General features: G+C 64.9%; 14 protein-coding genes. 10 read left to right on the forward strand and 4 right to left on the reverse strand.

The window, feature by feature from the left end:
• Positions 1–2: 2 nt before the first annotated feature.
• The 7 genes from VME63_RS00535 to VME63_RS00565 all read left to right on the forward strand — a co-directional run bounded on the left by VME63_RS00535 (position 3) and on the right by VME63_RS00565 (position 10,125).
• A complete protein-coding gene (locus VME63_RS00535; RefSeq protein ID WP_414648180.1) occupies positions 3–2,315 on the forward strand; it encodes a beta-N-acetylhexosaminidase in 2,313 nt (770 codons plus the stop codon).
• A gap of 129 nt (positions 2,316–2,444) precedes the next feature.
• Positions 2,445–3,182, forward strand: a complete 738-nt coding sequence (locus VME63_RS00540; RefSeq protein ID WP_325429152.1) for a lysoplasmalogenase — start codon at positions 2,445–2,447, stop codon at positions 3,180–3,182.
• Position 3,183: 1 nt separating this feature from the next.
• A complete protein-coding gene (locus VME63_RS00545) occupies positions 3,184–4,452 on the forward strand; it encodes a sterol desaturase family protein (RefSeq protein ID WP_325429154.1) in 1,269 nt (422 codons plus the stop codon).
• A 279-nt stretch (positions 4,453–4,731) separates the two neighbouring features.
• Positions 4,732–5,148: a DoxX family protein gene (locus VME63_RS00550; protein WP_325429156.1), complete on the forward strand. Its 417-nt coding sequence runs from the start codon at positions 4,732–4,734 to the stop codon at positions 5,146–5,148.
• Between the two features lie 170 nt (positions 5,149–5,318).
• Positions 5,319–6,875 carry an amino acid permease gene (locus VME63_RS00555; RefSeq protein WP_325429158.1) on the forward strand — a complete coding sequence of 519 codons (1,557 nt, stop codon included), beginning with the start codon at positions 5,319–5,321 and terminating at the stop codon, positions 6,873–6,875.
• Positions 6,876–7,021: 146 nt separating this feature from the next.
• The gene (locus VME63_RS00560) at positions 7,022–8,941 is read left to right on the forward strand and encodes a M61 family metallopeptidase (protein WP_414648182.1); all 1,920 of its coding nucleotides are present in this window, start codon (positions 7,022–7,024) and stop codon (positions 8,939–8,941) included.
• 155 nt (positions 8,942–9,096) lie between these two features.
• Complete coding sequence (locus VME63_RS00565) at positions 9,097–10,125, forward strand: HDOD domain-containing protein (protein WP_325429162.1); 1,029 nt, start codon at positions 9,097–9,099, stop codon at positions 10,123–10,125.
• A 308-nt stretch (positions 10,126–10,433) separates the two neighbouring features.
• On the opposite strand, the gene VME63_RS00570 is transcribed toward VME63_RS00565, so the two are convergent.
• On the reverse strand, positions 10,434–11,333 hold the full coding sequence (locus tag VME63_RS00570; protein ID WP_325429164.1) for a LysR substrate-binding domain-containing protein: 900 nt from the start codon (positions 11,331–11,333) through the stop codon (positions 10,434–10,436).
• A 185-nt stretch (positions 11,334–11,518) separates the two neighbouring features.
• Here VME63_RS00570 and VME63_RS00575 point away from each other — a divergent pair, with 185 nt between their 5' ends.
• The 3 genes from VME63_RS00575 to VME63_RS00585 all read left to right on the forward strand — a co-directional run bounded on the left by VME63_RS00575 (position 11,519) and on the right by VME63_RS00585 (position 13,612).
• Positions 11,519–12,367, forward strand: coding sequence for an alpha/beta hydrolase (locus VME63_RS00575; protein WP_325429166.1), 849 nt, complete (start codon positions 11,519–11,521; stop codon positions 12,365–12,367).
• A 66-nt stretch (positions 12,368–12,433) separates the two neighbouring features.
• Positions 12,434–12,826 (forward strand): DUF427 domain-containing protein, encoded by a 393-nt coding sequence (locus tag VME63_RS00580; RefSeq protein WP_325429168.1) that lies wholly within the window; start codon positions 12,434–12,436, stop codon positions 12,824–12,826.
• A 39-nt stretch (positions 12,827–12,865) separates the two neighbouring features.
• Complete coding sequence (locus tag VME63_RS00585; RefSeq protein ID WP_325429170.1) at positions 12,866–13,612, forward strand: glucose 1-dehydrogenase; 747 nt, start codon at positions 12,866–12,868, stop codon at positions 13,610–13,612.
• Positions 13,613–13,932: 320 nt separating this feature from the next.
• On the opposite strand, the gene VME63_RS00590 is transcribed toward VME63_RS00585, so the two are convergent.
• The 3 genes from VME63_RS00590 to VME63_RS00600 form a co-directional block, all read right to left on the reverse strand.
• Positions 13,933–14,427 (reverse strand): hypothetical protein, encoded by a 495-nt coding sequence (locus VME63_RS00590; RefSeq protein WP_325429171.1) that lies wholly within the window; start codon positions 14,425–14,427, stop codon positions 13,933–13,935.
• Between the two features lie 325 nt (positions 14,428–14,752).
• The gene (locus VME63_RS00595; protein WP_325429173.1) at positions 14,753–15,298 is read right to left on the reverse strand and encodes a MarR family winged helix-turn-helix transcriptional regulator; all 546 of its coding nucleotides are present in this window, start codon (positions 15,296–15,298) and stop codon (positions 14,753–14,755) included.
• Positions 15,299–15,322: 24 nt separating this feature from the next.
• A complete protein-coding gene (locus VME63_RS00600; RefSeq protein WP_325429175.1) occupies positions 15,323–16,894 on the reverse strand; it encodes an efflux transporter outer membrane subunit in 1,572 nt (523 codons plus the stop codon).
• Between the last annotated feature and the right edge of the window lie 19 nt (positions 16,895–16,913).

Below are 16,913 nucleotides of genomic sequence, written 5' to 3' on the forward strand. Positions count from 1 at the left end.
CATTGAATACATTCTTGCGCCTGGCCGGTTTGGCTTTTTGCTTAGCATGCTGCGGCCTCGCGCAGGCGGCTTCGGCGCCACGGGCCGCCATACCGGTGATCCCGCTGCCGGCGCAGGTGCGTGCCGTGGCCGGATCGTTCACGGTGGATGAGCACACCGTCATCGTGCCCGCTTCGCACGATGCGGCGACACGGCAGTCGGCGGCCTATTTCTCCGACCTCCTGGCGCGCACGCGCGGCCTTAGGTTGAAGGTGGTGGACGATGGCGCCGGATCGAACGCGATCGTGTTCGCCAGGGACGCCAAGGCGGCGGTGGCGCACGCCGAAGGCTACACGCTGGACGTTACCGCCAAGGGCATCCGCATCGGCGCGCGCGACGATGCCGGTGTGTTCTACGGCGCCGTCACGCTGTGGCAAATGCTTACGCCCGACGCCGCGCAGGGCGCGGTGCGCGTGCCGGCCGTGCATATCGCGGACTGGCCGCGCTTCGCCTGGCGCGGCGTGATGCTCGACTCCGCGCGCCATTTCCAGTCGGCGGCCGAGGTGGAGTCATTGCTCGACCAGATGGCCCAACACAAGCTCAATGTCCTGCATTGGCATCTCACCGACGACCAGGGCTGGCGCATCGAGATCAAACGCTATCCCGACCTTACGCGGCTGGGCGCATGGCGCACCCCGCCCGACGCGGGGCACGACGGCGAACCGCTGCGTTATGGCGGCTACTACACGCAGGATCAGATTCGCCAGGTGGTGGCCTATGCCGCCGCGCGGCACATCACGGTGGTGCCGGAAATCGACATGCCCGGCCATGCGCAGGCGGCGGTGGCGTCGTATCCGCAGCTTGGCGTCACCGGCAAGCGTCCGCCGGTGTCGGTGGACTGGGGCGTCAATCCGTATCTGTACAACGTTGACGATCCGACGTTCCAGTTCATCGACAACGTGCTGGACGAGGTGATGGCCTTGTTTCCCTCGCACTACATCCACGTCGGCGGGGACGAGGCGATCAAGGATCAATGGAAGGCCTCCCCGGCCGTGCAGGCCAAGATCAAGGCGCTGCACCTGAAGGACGAGGATGCGCTGCAAGGCTGGTTCATCGGTCGCATCGGTACCTACTTGTCCGCGCATGGACGCCGCCTGATCGGCTGGGATGAAATTCTCGACGGCGGCGTGCCGGCCGATGCGACCGTGATGTCCTGGCGTGGCACCGATGGCGCGATCAAGGCGGCAAAGATGGGGCACGACGTCGTGATGTCGCCCTCGCCGGACCTGTACCTGGACAGCGTGCAAAGCGACCGCGCGGATGAAACGGCCGGGCGCCTGCCCGTGCGCGATCTGGCCAGCATCTACGCCTTCAATCCGGTGCCATCGGCCTTGACGCCCGCGCAGGACAGCCATGTGCTGGGTGCGCAGGTGAACGTGTGGACCGAGCATATGCCCACCATGCGGCACGTCGAGCATGCGGTCTTTCCCCGGCTCGATGCCTTGAGCGAAGTGGTGTGGTCGCCGGCCTCGGCCAGGAACTGGAAAGGTTTTCTCGCGCGCCTGCCGGCGCAGCTGGAGCGCTACGCCGACCAGCGCATCGACTATGCCGATAGCGCGTTCGCGCCGGACATCCAGGTCGATGCCGATCGCGCATTGAAGAGCGGCAAGGCGGACATCGTATTGTCGAACCAGGCCCACTTCGGTGCCATCCACTACACCCTCGACGGCAGCGTACCGACCTTGCATTCGCCCTTGTACAGCGGCGCGCTGGTGTTGCAGTGGCCCATCACGATCACCGCCGCAAGCTTCGCGCCCGACGGCAGCATGCTTGCCGCGCCGCGCACGCGCGTAATCGATCGCGCGAACCTGCTGAGCCGCGAAGGCGTGGTATTGCCCAACTGCCCGGGCAGCGACTTCCGCCTGCGCCTGCAGCCGATGCCCGATGCAAGCAGCATGGCGCCGGTGTATGCGGTGAATCTGTTCGACGCCTGCCAAGTGTTTCCCTCCGCGCCGCTCGATGGCGTGGTCGGCATTCACGCCGACGTGGTGCGGTTGGAACGCAACTTCGCGCTTGCGCATGACATTGGCCTGGTGAAGTCGCGCGCGCACCGTACGCCCTACGGCGAGTTCGTGGTGCACCTGGATACGTGCGACGGCGCGGTGCTCGCCAGCATGCCGCTACCTGATCCGGCCAAAAGCGGGCGGCAGATCGCGCTCGATGCGAAGGTGCCGGCGCAGCACGGCGAACATTTGTTGTGCCTGATATTCACCGCGCCGACGAATGGACCGCTGTATGCGCTTGGACGCATTTCGCTGCAGCAGAACAAGCACTGAGTGCCGCCCCGCGCCTTGCCGCGCGGCAGGGTACGCAAGCCTTTCGATTGAAGCGATTCAAACGACACGTCCCTCGCGGCAGCGCCACACCGGCTATGCTCAAGGCATCGCTTCGCACGGGGAAAGCGCGTGTCCGCTTTGTCGCCCACGCCTGCATCGACAGCATCGCTTCGCGGGCTGTTGCCGGTGACCGTGCTCGCCGCCGGCGCCATCGCCGGCGCGCTGGCCACCGGCGGTGGCGCGGACACGTGGCACGCGTTGCACTGGCTGTGCAAGCCACTGGCGACACTGGCCATTTTTCGGGTCGCCTGGCGCGCCGTACCGCCGGTGTCGGTGGCCTATCGCCGTTACGTGCTCATCGCCATCGTCTTCTGCCTGGTCGGCGACGTGCTGCTGATGCTGCCGCTGGATCTGTTTGTGCCTGGCCTGGTGAGCTTCCTGCTGGCGCATGCATGCTTCATGGCAGCCTTCTGCAGCGACGTGCGCTTCGCCGCACGCGGATGGCCATGGCTGGCATGCCTGGCGTTCGGCGCGGGCATGGCCGGGTTGCTATGGCCGGGCATGGCTGCGGCGCTGCGCGGACCGGTGCTGCTTTATATAGGGGTGCTGGCAACGATGGCCGGCCAGGCCCTGGGGCGAGCGGCATGGCTGCGCGCGCGGGGCGACGCCAGGGCCGCCTCTGCCCGCCATGCGGGCATCGGCGCGCTGCTGTTCATGGTCAGCGACGGGCTGCTGGCTTGGGATCGTTTTCGCACCCCTTTGGCGTGGTCCGCGCTATATATACTGGCCACGTATTACGCGGCGCTGTGGTTGATCGCCCGTTCTGTCGAACGCGGCCCCGCGGCGCCCACAGGCGGGCAAGGCTGAGATGATGACACCCGAACAGATCATGACCTGGGCCATACCGGGCTTTTTCCTGTTGATCGGCATCGAGTTGCTGGTCGCCAGGTGGCGCGGGCGCCAGGTGTATTACAGCAACGATGCGATCAACAGCCTGGGCCTTGGCGTGATCTCGCAAGTGGTCGGCGTGTTCACCAAGTTGTTTGCCATCGGCATCTATGGATGGTGCGGCGCGCATCTTGCGCGCTGGACCCTGCCCGCGAACAGTGTGTGGGTGTGGGTCAGCGGCCTGCTGCTCTACGACTTTTTGTATTACTGGCTGCATCGCATGGGTCACGAGGTGAACGTGCTGTGGGCCGCGCACGTGGTGCATCATCAAAGCGAGAGCTACAACCTCACCACCGCGCTACGCCAGACCGGCAGCGGCTTCCTGCTGGGCTGGCTGTTCTATCTGCCGATGGCCTTGCTTGGCTATCCGACCGAAGTGTTCGCGGTGATCGCGATCGTCGATCTGCTCTATCAGTTCTGGGTGCATACCGAGGTGATCGGCCGCCTGGGCTGGTTCGACCGCGTGTTCTGCTCGCCCTCCAATCATCGCGCGCACCACGCGGTGAACGATCGCTACCTGGACCGCAACTACGGCGGCATCCTGATCGTCTGGGATCGCATCTTCGGCAGTTTCGTCGAGGAAGACGATCAGGACCGGCCGGTCTACGGCACGCGCGCACCGCTGCAAAGCTTCAATCCGCTGTGGGCGAATGTGGAGGTGTACTGGGCCATGCTCAAAGACAGCTGGCACGCGCGCAACTGGCTGGACAAGCTGCGCGTGTGGGTCAAGCCGCCAGGCTGGCGTCCCGCCGACGTGGCGGCGCGTTTTCCCAAACCGGACTTCGACATGACCCATGCGCGCTACGACCCGCCGATCTCGCGTGCGTTGAAGTTCTATTGCCTGGCGCAGTTCGCGCTGATGCTGGTCATCGGTGTGCACTTTCTCGGCGCGGCGCCGAAGATGGCCTTGCCGCAGGCCGCCGCGTATGCGGCGTATCTGGTCTATAGCCTGTGGGCCTTGGGTTTTCTGCTGGAGGGGCGCGGCGTTGGCGTGTGGCTTGAACTGCTGCGCACCGGCGGCACCGCCGTGGCAGTGCTGCTGGGCGGACGATGGTTCGGCATTGCGCATTTGGATGCGCGCTGGGCGGTGGCGATGACGGCGGTGTTCGGTCTGGGCGCCGTGGCGCTGTTGTGCGTGGCCGGCTACGAACGACGCCACCCGGTCCCGGTGCGGCCCGCGCTCGGCTGACGCGCTTCATGCCGCTGCCGGTACGGATACGCCCAGGTACGTTCGCCGGTTGCAGCCGCGCAGGGATAGCTGCGCTGCAACAAGCGCGAGCATCGTCGCCGCGTGCATCACGCCATCGTAGCGCCTAGTGCGCAAAACGCGGCAAGCAGGCGGAAAACTGCAGTCAATCGAGTTGGAACATGCGCCGGTTTGTTCCATAGTGCACACCAGAGGGTCGCCTGGCCTGGCATCCTCGCCAGAGCCGGGTGTGATGCACGTGTTCTCCCTGGGAGAATGACCATGCGCTACACACAGCTGTTCGAACGCAACAGGGACGTCCTGCTACTGATCGCCCGCATCCTGCTGATGAGCCTGTTCGTCATCTTCGGCTGGGACAAGTTCATGAACTTCTCCGGCACCGCCGACTACATGGAATCGGTGGGAATACCGCTGGCCAGGCTCGCCGCCTTCAGTGCGCTGGTGATGGAGCTGTTCGTGGGGCTCACCATCCTGGCGGGCTTCTATACGCGGCCGCTGGCGTTGCTGCTGGCCTTGTATACCCTGATCACGGCGCTGATCGGCCATCGCTTCTGGGCGCTGACCGGCGGCATGCGCCTGGACACGATGATCCATTTCTACAAGAACATGAGCATTACCGGCGGCTTGTTGCTGTTGTGCCTGACCGGGCCGGGAAAGTATTCGATCGACCGGCGCTAGCGCCGGTCGCCGAGCCGGCGTTGCATGCGGTGCCCGGAGACGTTCTTTCACGCCGGCGCCACCGCTTAAGCTGCAGCGCAGCATGGTAACGGCTGTCAGATATCCCTGGCAGCCGCCGTGCCGGCAACCGGCTTTCGCTATCATCGGCGCTTTCGCCCGGAGAGCACTCGATGAGTTTCCTAAGCAGGATGCTGCGCCACAAATCCGTTGAACAATTGCAGACCGAAGCGGGCGGGCGCGGCGATTTCCGGCGAGTGCTCGGCTTGTGGCAGCTCACCGCGATCGGCATCGGCGGCATTATCGGCGTGGGCATTTTCGTGCTGGCCGGGCAGCAGGCGGCGACGAACGCGGGGCCGGCGGTGGCGCTGAGCTTCATCATCGCCGGCTTCGGCAGCGCCTGCGCCGCGCTGTGCTACGCCGAATTTGCCGGGCTCATCCCGGTAACCGGCAGCGCCTACACCTATGGCTACGCGGTGCTGGGCGAGTTCGTGGCCTGGATCATCGGCTGGGACCTGCTGCTGGAATACGCGCTGGTGGTGGCGGTGGTGGCGATCGGCTGGTCCGGCTACGTGCAGGTACTGCTCGGCTCGGCCGGCATCCACTTGCCGGTATGGGCACAGCAGAGCATGAGCACGCAGACGATGGAGTATTACCTGCAGCAGCTGCTAGGCACGCATGGCGCGCAACCCATCGCCGGGCCCAGCGATGGGCATCGCTTCAACGTGATCGCCGCGGCAATCTCGCTGCTGGTGGCGGCGCTGCTGACCGTGCGCACCGAATGGGGTGCGCGCTTCAACACGCTGGTCGTGGCGATCAAGGTGATCGGCGTGCTGCTGGTGGTGGGCGTGGGCGTGTTCTATATCCATGCGGCAAACTGGCAGCCGTTCATTCCCGCGCGCACGGTCGATGCGCAGGGCGTGGGGCACTTCGGCTGGGCCGGCGTGCTCACCGGCGCGAGCGTGGTGTTCTTTGCGGTGTTCGGTTACGACACGCTCACCACCGCCGCCGAAGAAGCCAGGCATCCGCAACGCGACCTGCCGCGCGCGGTGCTGCTGTCGCTGGCGGTGGCGATGGTGCTGTATATCGCCGTGTCGCTGGTGCTGACCGGCATCACCCATTACAGCCATCTTGGCGGCGATGCGTCGGTCTCCGATGCGTTCGAATCGATCGGCCTGCACTGGCTAAGCATCACCATCGCCGCCGCCGCGGTGATCGGCGTCACCAGCGTGCTGTTCGCCTTCATGCTGGCCGCGGCGCGCATCTGGTTTGCGCTGGCGCGCGACGGCCTGCTGCCGGCTTGGTTCGCGCACATCCATCCGCGTTTTGGCACGCCCGCGCGTCCCACGGTGATCATCGGCGTGTTTACCGCGGTGGTGGCCGGGCTGTTGCCGATCGGCGAGGTGGCCGAGCTGGTGAACATCGGCACGCTCAGCGCCTTCATCATCATCTGCACCGCGGTGCTGGTGCTGCGCGTGCGCAAGCCGCAGGTGCCGCGCAGTTTCCGCGCACCGGCGCTGGCGCTGGTGGCGCCGCTGGGCGTGCTGTTTTCGCTGCTGCTGATCTTCGGCGTGCCGTGGCCGGATGCCGATGGCTGGCAGCGCATCGGCGGTCTGCCGGGGATCACCTTCGAGCGCTTTGTGATCTGGATGGCGCTGGGCTGCCTGATCTATTTCGGATACGGCATGCGGCATAGCCGTTTAGAAAATCCCGCATCGACGCATTCGTGACCTCTGGCAGGGGAGGGCGGGTAGGGCCTTGGCTCTACCATGCGTAGGTAAACCGCTACATAGGCGGTAGTCACCTACCTACTGTTTCTGCGGGCGTTCCGCACGGACAGTGTCTGCCCGGGAGTCGCCCTGTGAAAGTAAAACCGATGCGTGTCAGCCTGCTCGCCGCCGCCCTGTTCGCGGCCGGCGCCCTCTCGGCCACGGCCGCCGCGCAAACCGCCGCGGCCGAGGCGCCGGCGCCGGTCGACCAGCCTTACGCGGGCATGCTTACCGTCGACGTCGACCTTACCGATGCCGGCAAGCGCATCTTCCGCTCGCACGAAACCATTCCGGTGAAGCCGGGCCCGCTGACCCTGTTCTATCCGAAGTGGATTCCCGGCGAGCACGCGCCGTCCGGTCCGGTGGAAAACGTGTCGGGCCTGATCATCCGCGCCAATGGCAAGCAGCTGCCGTGGCGGCGCGACCTGCGCGACATGTTTGCGCTGCATCTGGACGTGCCCGAAGGCGTGAGCCAGCTCGACCTGCAATTTGAGTTCCTCTCGCCCGGCGACGGCGAAGGCAGCAACTTCGGCGCCAGCGCATCGGCCACGCCGGACCTGGTCGATGTGGAATTCAACCAGGTGGCGTTCTATCCGGCCGGCTACTACACGCGCCAGATCCAGATCCAGCCCACGGTGGAGTTGCCCGCGGGCTGGAAGTTCGGCTCCGCGCTGCAGGTGGACAGCCAGTCGGGCAACACCACGCACTTCAAGCCGCTGACCTTCAACAACTTCGTCGACTCGCCGCTGATCGCGGGCGCCTATTTCAATCGCGTGGACCTGGCGCCGGGCGCCAGCGTGCCGGTGCATCTGAACGTAGTGGGTGACTCGGCCAAAGACGTCAAGCTCACCGACAAGCAGCTCCAGCAGCAGCGCAACGTGGTCAAGCAGACCAACCTGCTGTTCGGTGCGCACCACTACGATCATTACGACTTCCTGCTGACGCTGTCCGATCACACCGGCCACTTCGGTCTAGAGCATCATCAGTCCAGCGATGACCGCCTGCCGGCCGATTTCTTCACCGACGACGACATGCACCTGGTCGCGGCCAGCCTGATGCCGCACGAATTCGTGCATTCGTGGAACGGCAAATTCCGCCGTCCGGCCGATCTGTGGACGCCCAACTTCAACGTGCCCATGCAGGACGATCTGCTGTGGGTCTACGAGGGCCTGACCGATTACTGGTGCGGCGTCCTCACCGCACGCGCCGGTTTGTGGACGCCCGAGCAATACCGCGATTCGATGGCCAACATCGCCGCCTCCATGACCTATCGCACCGGCCGCGCCTGGCGTTCGCTGCAGGACACCGCCGATGCCGCGCCGCTTACTTATTACGGTTCGGAAAGCTGGATCAACTGGATCCGCGACACCGATTTCTATCCCGAAGGCCAGCTGCTGTGGCTGGACGTGGACACCAAGCTGCGCGAGCTGAGCGGCGGCAAGCATTCACTGGATGACTTCGCCCATGCTTTCTATGGCATGGACAACGGCAGCTACGTCACCAAGACCTACACCTTCCAGGATGTCGTCAACACGCTCAACCAGGTGCAGCCGTTCGACTGGGCGAAGTTCCTGCGCGAGCGCCTGGACTACACCGGCGCCGACCTGCCCGAACACGGCATCGAGCGCGGCGGCTGGAAGCTGGTCTTCAACGACAAGCCCAACGGCGAAGAGAAAGCCCTCGAGGGCCTGCGCCACGGCGGCGTGAACCTGGCCTATTCGATCGGCCTGGTGGTCGGCCAAAGCGGTCGTATCGGCGACGTGCAGTGGAACGGCCCCGCGTTCCAGGCCGGACTGGTGCCGGGCCTGACCATCGTTGCCGTCAACGGCCACGATTATTCGGCCGATGCGCTGAAAGACGCGATTACGGCGGCGAAGTCCTCGCAGGCGCCGATCGAGCTGCTGGTGAAGAACGTGGATGTGTACAGCACCGCGAAGGTGGATTACCACGGCGGCCTGCGCTATCCGCACCTGGAGCGTGCCGATGGCAAGGACCTGATCGGGGCGATCGTCGCGCCGCGTAAGTAATCGCGCCGCACGACCGGTGGGCAAAGGGGAGGGGCGGCCGGTGGCCGCCCCTCTTCGTTTCCGGCCGCCCGGGCGCTCGTCAAGCCTTGCCGATCTCTGCCGATATAGCGGGCAGGTGCGGGGATTTCCTCGCAAATGGTTGCCGGGGTAGGGCGATGGCTAGGTTCTGGAAGAAACTGTTTGCGCGCGAGGCGCCCCAGCCGCGACCGCGCTTCAACGTCGTGCTTCCCTGGCCGGAAGACGCCAAGCCCGCCGAGCCGGAAGCCGCGCCCGCGCTCGGCAGTGCCGACGTGCAGGACTGGTTCTACCGGCTGGTGCTGGGCATGCCCGGCTCGGAGGTCTCCGAGCTGCGTGCGCCCGAGCAGGTGATGCTCAAGCGGCTGGACGAACTTTGCGGCGGCGACCGCTTCGACATCACCACCCTGCCGCGCCTGCCGGAGGTGTTGCCGCAACTGCTGCGCCTGCTCAAAAGCGAAAACTCCGACGGCACCAAGGTCGCCAAGCTGATCGGTCGCGATCCGGTGCTGGTGGGCGAGGTGATGCGTGTGAGCCGCAGCGCGCACTACCGCACGGCCCGGCCGATCTCCAGCTTGCAGCACGCAGTCGTTCTGCTGGGCTACGACGGTCTGCGCCAGATGGTGGCGCAGCATGTGATGAAACCGATCCTGCAAGCCAGCGCCGGCATGCTGGGACATGCAGCCGGCCAGCGCCTGTGGGACCACGCCGAGCGCTGCGCCCATGCCTGTGCGTATCTGGCCAAAGGCCATGGCGATCCGTTCGAAGCGTACCTGGCTGGCGTCATGTGCAATGCCGGCGTGGGCGCGATGATCCGCTTGCTCGATCAGGAAGCGCCGCCGACGCTGGGTGTGTTCAGCCGTGCATTTCTCAACAGCTACGTCAGCATGTCCAACCACCTTACGCTGCGCGCGGCCCGGCATTGGGAAATGCCGCCAAACGTGATCGAGGCCTTGCGCGAGCGGCTGGAAGTGCGTTCCAGGCCGCCGACCACGGAGCTGGGCAATGCACTGCTGGCCGCCGATCATCTGGCCATGATCCAGATGCTGGCGGACAACCACGTGATCGACCGCGGCACACCGCCGGCAACGGCGCGGGCGGACCGGTTGCCGGATGCGCTGGTGGAGCGCGCGCAGCAGGAATTGCGCAGGAATTTCCGCCAGGCTTGACGCTGCCGTTTCGACCTTTTGCCTGCTCCGTGCTGGGCCGTCGTCTTCCCTGCGCCAAGGTCACGGCCCAACCGTTACGCACCGTACCCCGTCCTTCCCGCCTTTCAAGGTGCATCGCCCGACCGCTGGGGCTGCATGCTTATCGAGCGACGCGAGCGAATCCGGGCGCGCCAGCGAGGCGAACAGCCGCGACGGCACGCCGAGTGGGATTATCTGGCCGGTGCCTCTGGCGGCGATCGACGCGGATCGTTAGGGTTGGCGGCGTGTAACGGCGCTGGCGTGGCGAAGGTGCAGCGAAGCCTTCGCGATCACGGTGGTGCCCCCGAGACGCGCTCGATCAATGCATCCAGCTGCGCCAGGAACATCTTCAAGATCGGCGACGGATTCGTCCGGCTGTACCCCACCGCCAAATCGATCGTAGGCGCCTTGCCCGCCAGCGGCCGGCTCACCACCGACCAGGGCATCAAGTTCTGCACGTACGCGGGGATCAAGGTCACCCCGCGCGTCGATGCCACCAGCGACATCACCATCGCCGGATTGTCCACCAACTGCTCCGGAACGATCTCCACGCCTTGGGCGTCCAGGTACGTCTTGATCACGCCGGCCAACACCGTCGCCTTTCTGCCCAAACCGATAAACGGCTCGCCGACCAGATCGCTGGCCCTGATCGCATCGCGCGACGCCAGCCGGTGGTCGCTGGGCATCAATACCACCAGCGGCTCCTGCTTTATGGGGCGATAGACCAGATCGTATCCGGGTTCGGCACGCAAAAAAGCCAGGTCGAGCTTGCCGCGCGCCACCGCATCGGCGAGATCGGGCGAGTAATCGCTCGATACCGTGACATCGAGGTTGGGCAGCTCCGCGTGCAACGCATGCATCGCCTCGGGTAGCCAGATCATTTCCTGGCCGGTGAGAAAGCCCAGTGCAAAGCGCTGCTTGGCCGGCTGCGCCGCGCGCCGCGCCGCTTCGATGCCGGCGTCGATCTGGCTCAACACCATGCGCGCGTGATCGAAAAACACCTTGCCCGCCTCGGTCAGGGCGACACCGCGCGCGCTGCGCAGCAAAAGCGCCACGCCGACCTGGTCTTCCAGGTCCTTGATCTGCCGGCTCAGCGAGGGCTGCGAGGTGTGCAGGCGCCGCTCGGCAGCCACGGTAAGGCTGCCGGTCTCGGCGACGGCGAGGAAGTACCGCAGGTGGCGCAGTTCCATGGTATCTCCGCTAGCCATGCTTTCTAGGCATGGCATCCAGCTTACAAAGTCTTTTTCAAGGGCGCCAGGGCGGCCTACAGTGCATCCCATGGCGAAGCGAACGGCGCTCAGGCGATGCCTAACAGGTCTAACCGAGCACTACCCCCGCCGCCCTTGAAAATCACCCCATTGCCCGGAGTTCTGACATGAACGCTCATACCCACCAGACCGCACCGACCCAATTCGTGGAAGCCAACGGTATCCGTTTCGCCTATCGCCGCTTCGGCAAGGCCGGCGGCGTGCCGCTGGTCTTCAACATGCACTTCACCGGCACCATGGACCACTGGGATCCGCTCCTCACCGATGGTTTGGCCAAGGATCGCGAAGTCATCCTGTTCAACAACGCCGGCATCTCAAGCACGTCCGGCGAAGTGCCCACCAGCATCGAGGAGATGGCCGCCAACGCGGTCGCCTTCATCAAGGCGCTGGGCCTGACGCAGGTGGACGTGCTGGGCTTTTCGCTCGGTGGCCTGGTGGCGCAGACCATCGCCTTGAACGCGCCGGAGCTGGTGCGCAAGCTGATCCTGGTCGGCACCGGTCCGCGCAGCGGCGAAGCGATGACCACGCTTACGCCCGAGGCGCAACGCATCTTCGGCGCCAGCTACGACAAGCCCGATCACCTGTGGCTGAAAGTGTTCTTCACCGATTCCCAGGCCAGCCAGGCAGCGGGGCGCGCGTTCCTGCAGCGTTTCCGCCTGCGCACTGAAGGCCGCGATCCGGAAGCGAACGAAAAGGTCGCACCGGCGCAGCTTGAGGCACTCTCCAAGTGGGGCGCCGCGCGCGAGAACCCGTATGCGTACCTGCATGACCTCAAGCAGCCGACGCTGGTGATCAACGGCGATGCCGACGTGATCATCTACACCATCAACTCCTACATCCTGCAGCAGAACATTCCCAATGCGCAGCTGATCCTGTACCCGGATGCCAACCACGGTTCGCAGTATCAGTATCCCGAACTTTTCGTACAGCACGTGTCGACCTTCCTGGCGCAGTGACGCGCGCCGCTATCTGCAATACGACATCATCTCTCCCCATCGTCAATCCATCCGAGGAGCAACGCCATGAACACTTCCTCCAGCCAACGTCCGAAGAAAATCCCAGGTCCGGATCATCCGATCACCGTCGAGCGCACCGGCAGGCGCGTGGTGGTGAAGAGCGGCGGCCGCACCCTGGCCGATACGCGCGATGCGCTGACACTGAAAGAAGCGAACTATCCGCCCGTGCAATACATCCCGCGCAAGGACGTGGACATGTCGCAGCTCGCGCGCACCGATCACGCTACCTACTGCCCTTACAAGGGCGACTGCGGCTACTACAGCATCGCCGAGGCCGGCGAACGTGGCGTCAACGCGGTGTGGACCTACGAACACCCGTACGACGCTGTCGCATCGATCAAGGAACACCTGGCTTTCTATCCCGATCGCGTGGACGCGATCGAACTGCTCGAACACTGATGCTTTAGCTACTCCCCCTTTTCATCCCGGAGAACCCCCATGAGTCATCTCACTGGTAAAACCGCACTGGTTACAGGTGCATCGCGCGGCATCGGCCGCGCCGCCGCGCTGGCCCTGGCCAAGGCCGGTGCACAAGTCCTGATTCACTACGGCAGCGCGCAGAGCGAAGCCGAGGCCGTGGTCGAAGAAATCCGCAAGGCCGGCGGACGCGCGGAAAAAGTCGGTGCCGATCTCAGCGCGCCGAACGGTCCGCACGATCTGGCCAAGCAAGTACGCGGCATCGTGGGCGACCGGCTGGACATCCTTGTTGCCAACGCGGGCGTTTCCAAGGCCGCGCCGATCGAGGAACTTTCGGTGGAAGATTTCGATCGCCTTTTCGCCGTCAACGTACGCGCACCGTATTTTCTGGTGCAACAGCTGATGCCGACCTTGAGCACGGGCAGTAGCATCATCTTTACCTCTTCGCTCGCGGCACGCTCGGCTGTGGGCAATCTGTCGGCGTATGCGGCCAGCAAGGGCGCGGTGGATACCATGGTCAAGCACTTTGCCGCCGCGCTGGGTCCACGCGGTATCCGCGTCAACGCCGTGGCGCCGGGCATCGTGGATACGGACATGTCCAACTTCACCAAGACCGAGGAGGGCCGCAACGCCGCCTTGGGGATGCAGGCGCTCAAGCGCGTGGCGCAGCCGGACGATATCGCTGGCGCCGTGACGTTTCTCGCTTCCGACGATGCGCGCTGGATCACCGGCGATACGTTGAACGTCGATGGCGGTTCGAAGCTGTAAATCTCAGACGCCGTGTCGCCTGGACACGGCGTCCTCTTCGGCGCGGATCGGCACAAGGCGTTAGCGGGCTGGCCTGTCTTCGCTTCTATCGCATGGCGGTGCATTTTCGCGACACGCCGCCAGGTCATACATTGACCCGCGGCATCCGCGATTGCCGCAGGCTTGGTCCTCTTCAATACGCATGCGTGCGATCAACCGCGCATTGTCCGCGGCATAAACATGGCTCGGTCCGCGGGCTCAGGCAGATCGCCAGGGCGCCATGAGTCGTCGCATGCCTGGCATTTGAACGATGCGCGGCTGGCTGCGCATCGGTGTTGCCATCAGGCAAGGGTTTCGATGAAGCCGGTGACGTCCGCGCGGGAGTCCAGGCAGGTCTTCGCGCCGGGAAAGTCGTTGAAAATGCGTGCATGCGCCGCGTATGAGCTGGAGCCGGTGCGGGTCTTGTAGGTTCGCATCCAGCCGATCAGCTTGGCCTGCAACGGTTGCGTGCCGCCGCGGCGCATACCGCGCTGGGAAAGATTGGCCAGGCATTCGGCTTCGTCCAGCCGCAGCCATACCAGCGCCGTCGCGCGCGCCTGGATCGCCTCGATCAGCCAGCCGTAAATGCCTTCGATGACCCATGTATCGGCCTGGGCTTGCGCTTGCGCAAGTGCGATCGCGTTCTCGCGCTCTCGCGCCGCGTCGTAGCGGCCCGGAAGCCAGTGGATGGTATCGAGATCCACCCAGGTTGCGCGTTGGTGTTCGGCCAGGCGCTCGGCCAGCCAGCTTTTGCCCGCGCCGGTGTTGCCGATGACGAGGGTTCGACTGAAATCCATGTTCTGCATGCCTTCCATGTGATGTGTACCTGTTGCGAAGAAACGGTAGTAACTGCAAGCGTGCGCACTTGGCGCCGATGCTTGTATGTGGCTGCGATCAACGCGGTGGTGCGTTGGACCGACAGACCGGGAAGCATGGCCTGATCGCGGATCGGGAGCAAGCGCCCCGCCTTGGGTATCGCGCAAGCCCGCTGTGGAAGCGCGAAAAAGCACAACGCCGCGTTTTCTTCATAATGGCCGGTAGCCGGTGCATAGGGGCGGTATGCGCTGCATCGACCTTTTGCACCGTGCCGTATGAGCTTGGATCGCACGCTGCCTTACACGCTTACTGTTCGTCGCGTTTCGCTTCGAAGGCTTCGTCGTCCGCCGTGCTGGCGACGAAACGCTGCAGCGACGAACCGAGGCTTTCGATCGCATCCAGCCGCGTCTTGTCGGTGAAGCCGTGCAGCGATGCCAGCAGGCGCAGCGCGGTGTCGCGTCCTTGTTCGGTCAGCGCCAGGATCACCTGGCGGCGGTCCCACGACGAGCGGTGGCGGCTGACCAGGCCGCGATGAGCGAGTTCGTCCAGCAGCTTGGTCAGCTGTGTTGGCGCGATGCCGGTGGCGCCCTTCAAGTCGCCTTGCTTGCAACTGGCACTATGCGACAAGTGCACCAGCACCAGGCAATGCATCAAGGTCAGTTCGTCGCTGCCGGAAGCGGCGTGCGCGAGTTTCTCCATGGTGGACGCCGCGCTCTTGAGCACGCGGCACACCTGGGCCATCTTGTACAGCGCATCGGTGTCGGCTTGTGTCGCCACGCCCGGGCTTTCACGTCTGGCCGGTGCGGGGCGCGACGATCCTTCGCGCGCATCGATGGAACGATATTTGCTCATCAATCGTCACTCCCGCCGGACATTTCAGGAACGCGGCGTCGCCACCGATGCAACGGCCTTGTCGGTGGATGCCGCATCCGGATAGGCAGACTCCCAGCCGCCGCCCAGTGCCTTGTACAGCGAGACCAGCGTGGTGGAGATTTCGGTGGTGTTGTCGGTCAGATCCTGCTGCGACGACAACAGGCGGCGCTCGGCATCGAGCACCTGCAGGAACGAGCCGGTGCCGGCCGCGTATTGCAACTGCGCCAGGCGCAGCCCCTTCTGGTTGTCCGCCACTTCCGCGGCGAGTTGATCGTGGCGGTCCTGCTGCGCGGCATACTGCGTCAGCGCGTTGTCGATCTCATGCCATGCCGACAACACCACGCGCTGGTAATTCACCGCCGCTTCCTGCTGTTGTTCCTTGCGCAGATTGAGCGTGGCTTTCAGGCGGCCGCCTTCGAAAATCGGCAGGCTCATCGAGGGGCCGAAGGAGAACTGGCGCGAACCCCAGTTGCCGAGTTTGCTAAATTGCAGCGCCTGCAAGCTGCCGCTGCCGGAGAGCGTAATGGTGGGATAGAAATCGGCCTTCGCCACGCCGATTTCCGCCGTGGCCTGATGCAGCGTGGCTTCCGCTTCGCGGATGTCCGGACGGCGACGCGCAAGCTCCGAGGGAATGCCCACCGGCACCACCGGTGGCGTCGGCGGCACCGGCTTGGTTTCTTCCAGCTCCGCGCGCAGCGCGCCAGGTGCCTGGCCGAGCAGGAAGCTCAGGCGATTGATGGTTTCATCTTCCTGTTGCGCAAGCTGCGGCAGGATCGCATTTTCGGCCGACACCTGCGAGGCGGCTTCGGTCACGTCCAGTTCGGTGGCCAAACCGTGCGCCTGCCGCTCGCGCGTGACGCGTTCGGCATCCTTGGCCGCTTTCAGATTGTCGAGGGTGATCGCGTAGTCGGTCTGCGTGCCGCGCAGTTGGATATAGTCGCGCGCGACTTCGGCCATGGTCGACATCAACAGGTCGCGGCGCGCATCGGCCTGCGCATCCACCGATGCATCGGCCGCTTCGACTTCGCGGCGCACGCGGCCCCACAAGTCCAGCTCCCACGATGCATCGAAACCGGCCTGGAACAGGTTGAACGGCGCATCGCCCGAGGATTTTCCGCCGGACTTGAAACTGGCGATGCCCGAACCGGTGCCATTGGCCGCGGTCGCCGCACTGGTGGACTGCGTCAGTGCGCCGGCGATGCTGGTGACGCCATTGGCGCTGGCGCGTTCGCGCACCGCACTGGCATTGCCGTTGATGGACGGATACTGATCGGCTGCCGTGATCGAACGCTCGGCACGGCTTTCGGCCAGGCGCAGCGAAGCGACCTTCAGATCCAGGTTTTCAGCGGCCACGCGCTGTTCCAGCTTCACCAGCTCCGGATCGTTGAACGAGGTCCACCAGGCGGTGTTGACCGGTGCGACGGTGGTACGGCTTGGGCCGGTCTGCGCCGCCTGGCAGTGACTGGCGCACCACGCGTCCGGCAATTTGGCATCGGGCCGGGTGAAGTTCGGGCCCACTGTGCATCCGGCCAGCAGGAAGGCGGCCGCGATCATTGGGTATTTGGAGACGTTCATGATATGGATCCTCGCTAAT

It is taken from the genome of Dyella sp., from assembly GCF_035503745.1.
In the GTDB taxonomy this organism is placed as follows: Bacteria; Pseudomonadota; Gammaproteobacteria; order Xanthomonadales; family Rhodanobacteraceae; genus Dyella_B.

Coding starts and splice junctions, on each gene's coding strand:
- VME63_RS00550 (WP_325429156.1), top strand. CDS start 4,732: ATGCGCTACACACAGCTGTTCGAACGCAACAGGGACGTCCTGCTACTG.
- VME63_RS00575 (WP_325429166.1), top strand. CDS start 11,519: ATGAACGCTCATACCCACCAGACCGCACCGACCCAATTCGTGGAAGCC.
- VME63_RS00585 (WP_325429170.1), top strand. CDS start 12,866: ATGAGTCATCTCACTGGTAAAACCGCACTGGTTACAGGTGCATCGCGC.
- VME63_RS00560 (WP_414648182.1), top strand. CDS start 7,022: ATGCGTGTCAGCCTGCTCGCCGCCGCCCTGTTCGCGGCCGGCGCCCTC.
- VME63_RS00570 (WP_325429164.1), bottom strand. CDS start 11,333: ATGGAACTGCGCCACCTGCGGTACTTCCTCGCCGTCGCCGAGACCGGC.
- VME63_RS00565 (WP_325429162.1), top strand. CDS start 9,097: ATGGCTAGGTTCTGGAAGAAACTGTTTGCGCGCGAGGCGCCCCAGCCG.
- VME63_RS00595 (WP_325429173.1), bottom strand. CDS start 15,298: ATGAGCAAATATCGTTCCATCGATGCGCGCGAAGGATCGTCGCGCCCC.
- VME63_RS00590 (WP_325429171.1), bottom strand. CDS start 14,427: ATGGATTTCAGTCGAACCCTCGTCATCGGCAACACCGGCGCGGGCAAA.
- VME63_RS00545 (WP_325429154.1), top strand. CDS start 3,184: ATGATGACACCCGAACAGATCATGACCTGGGCCATACCGGGCTTTTTC.
- VME63_RS00555 (WP_325429158.1), top strand. CDS start 5,319: ATGAGTTTCCTAAGCAGGATGCTGCGCCACAAATCCGTTGAACAATTG.
- VME63_RS00600 (WP_325429175.1), bottom strand. CDS start 16,894: ATGAACGTCTCCAAATACCCAATGATCGCGGCCGCCTTCCTGCTGGCC.
- VME63_RS00580 (WP_325429168.1), top strand. CDS start 12,434: ATGAACACTTCCTCCAGCCAACGTCCGAAGAAAATCCCAGGTCCGGAT.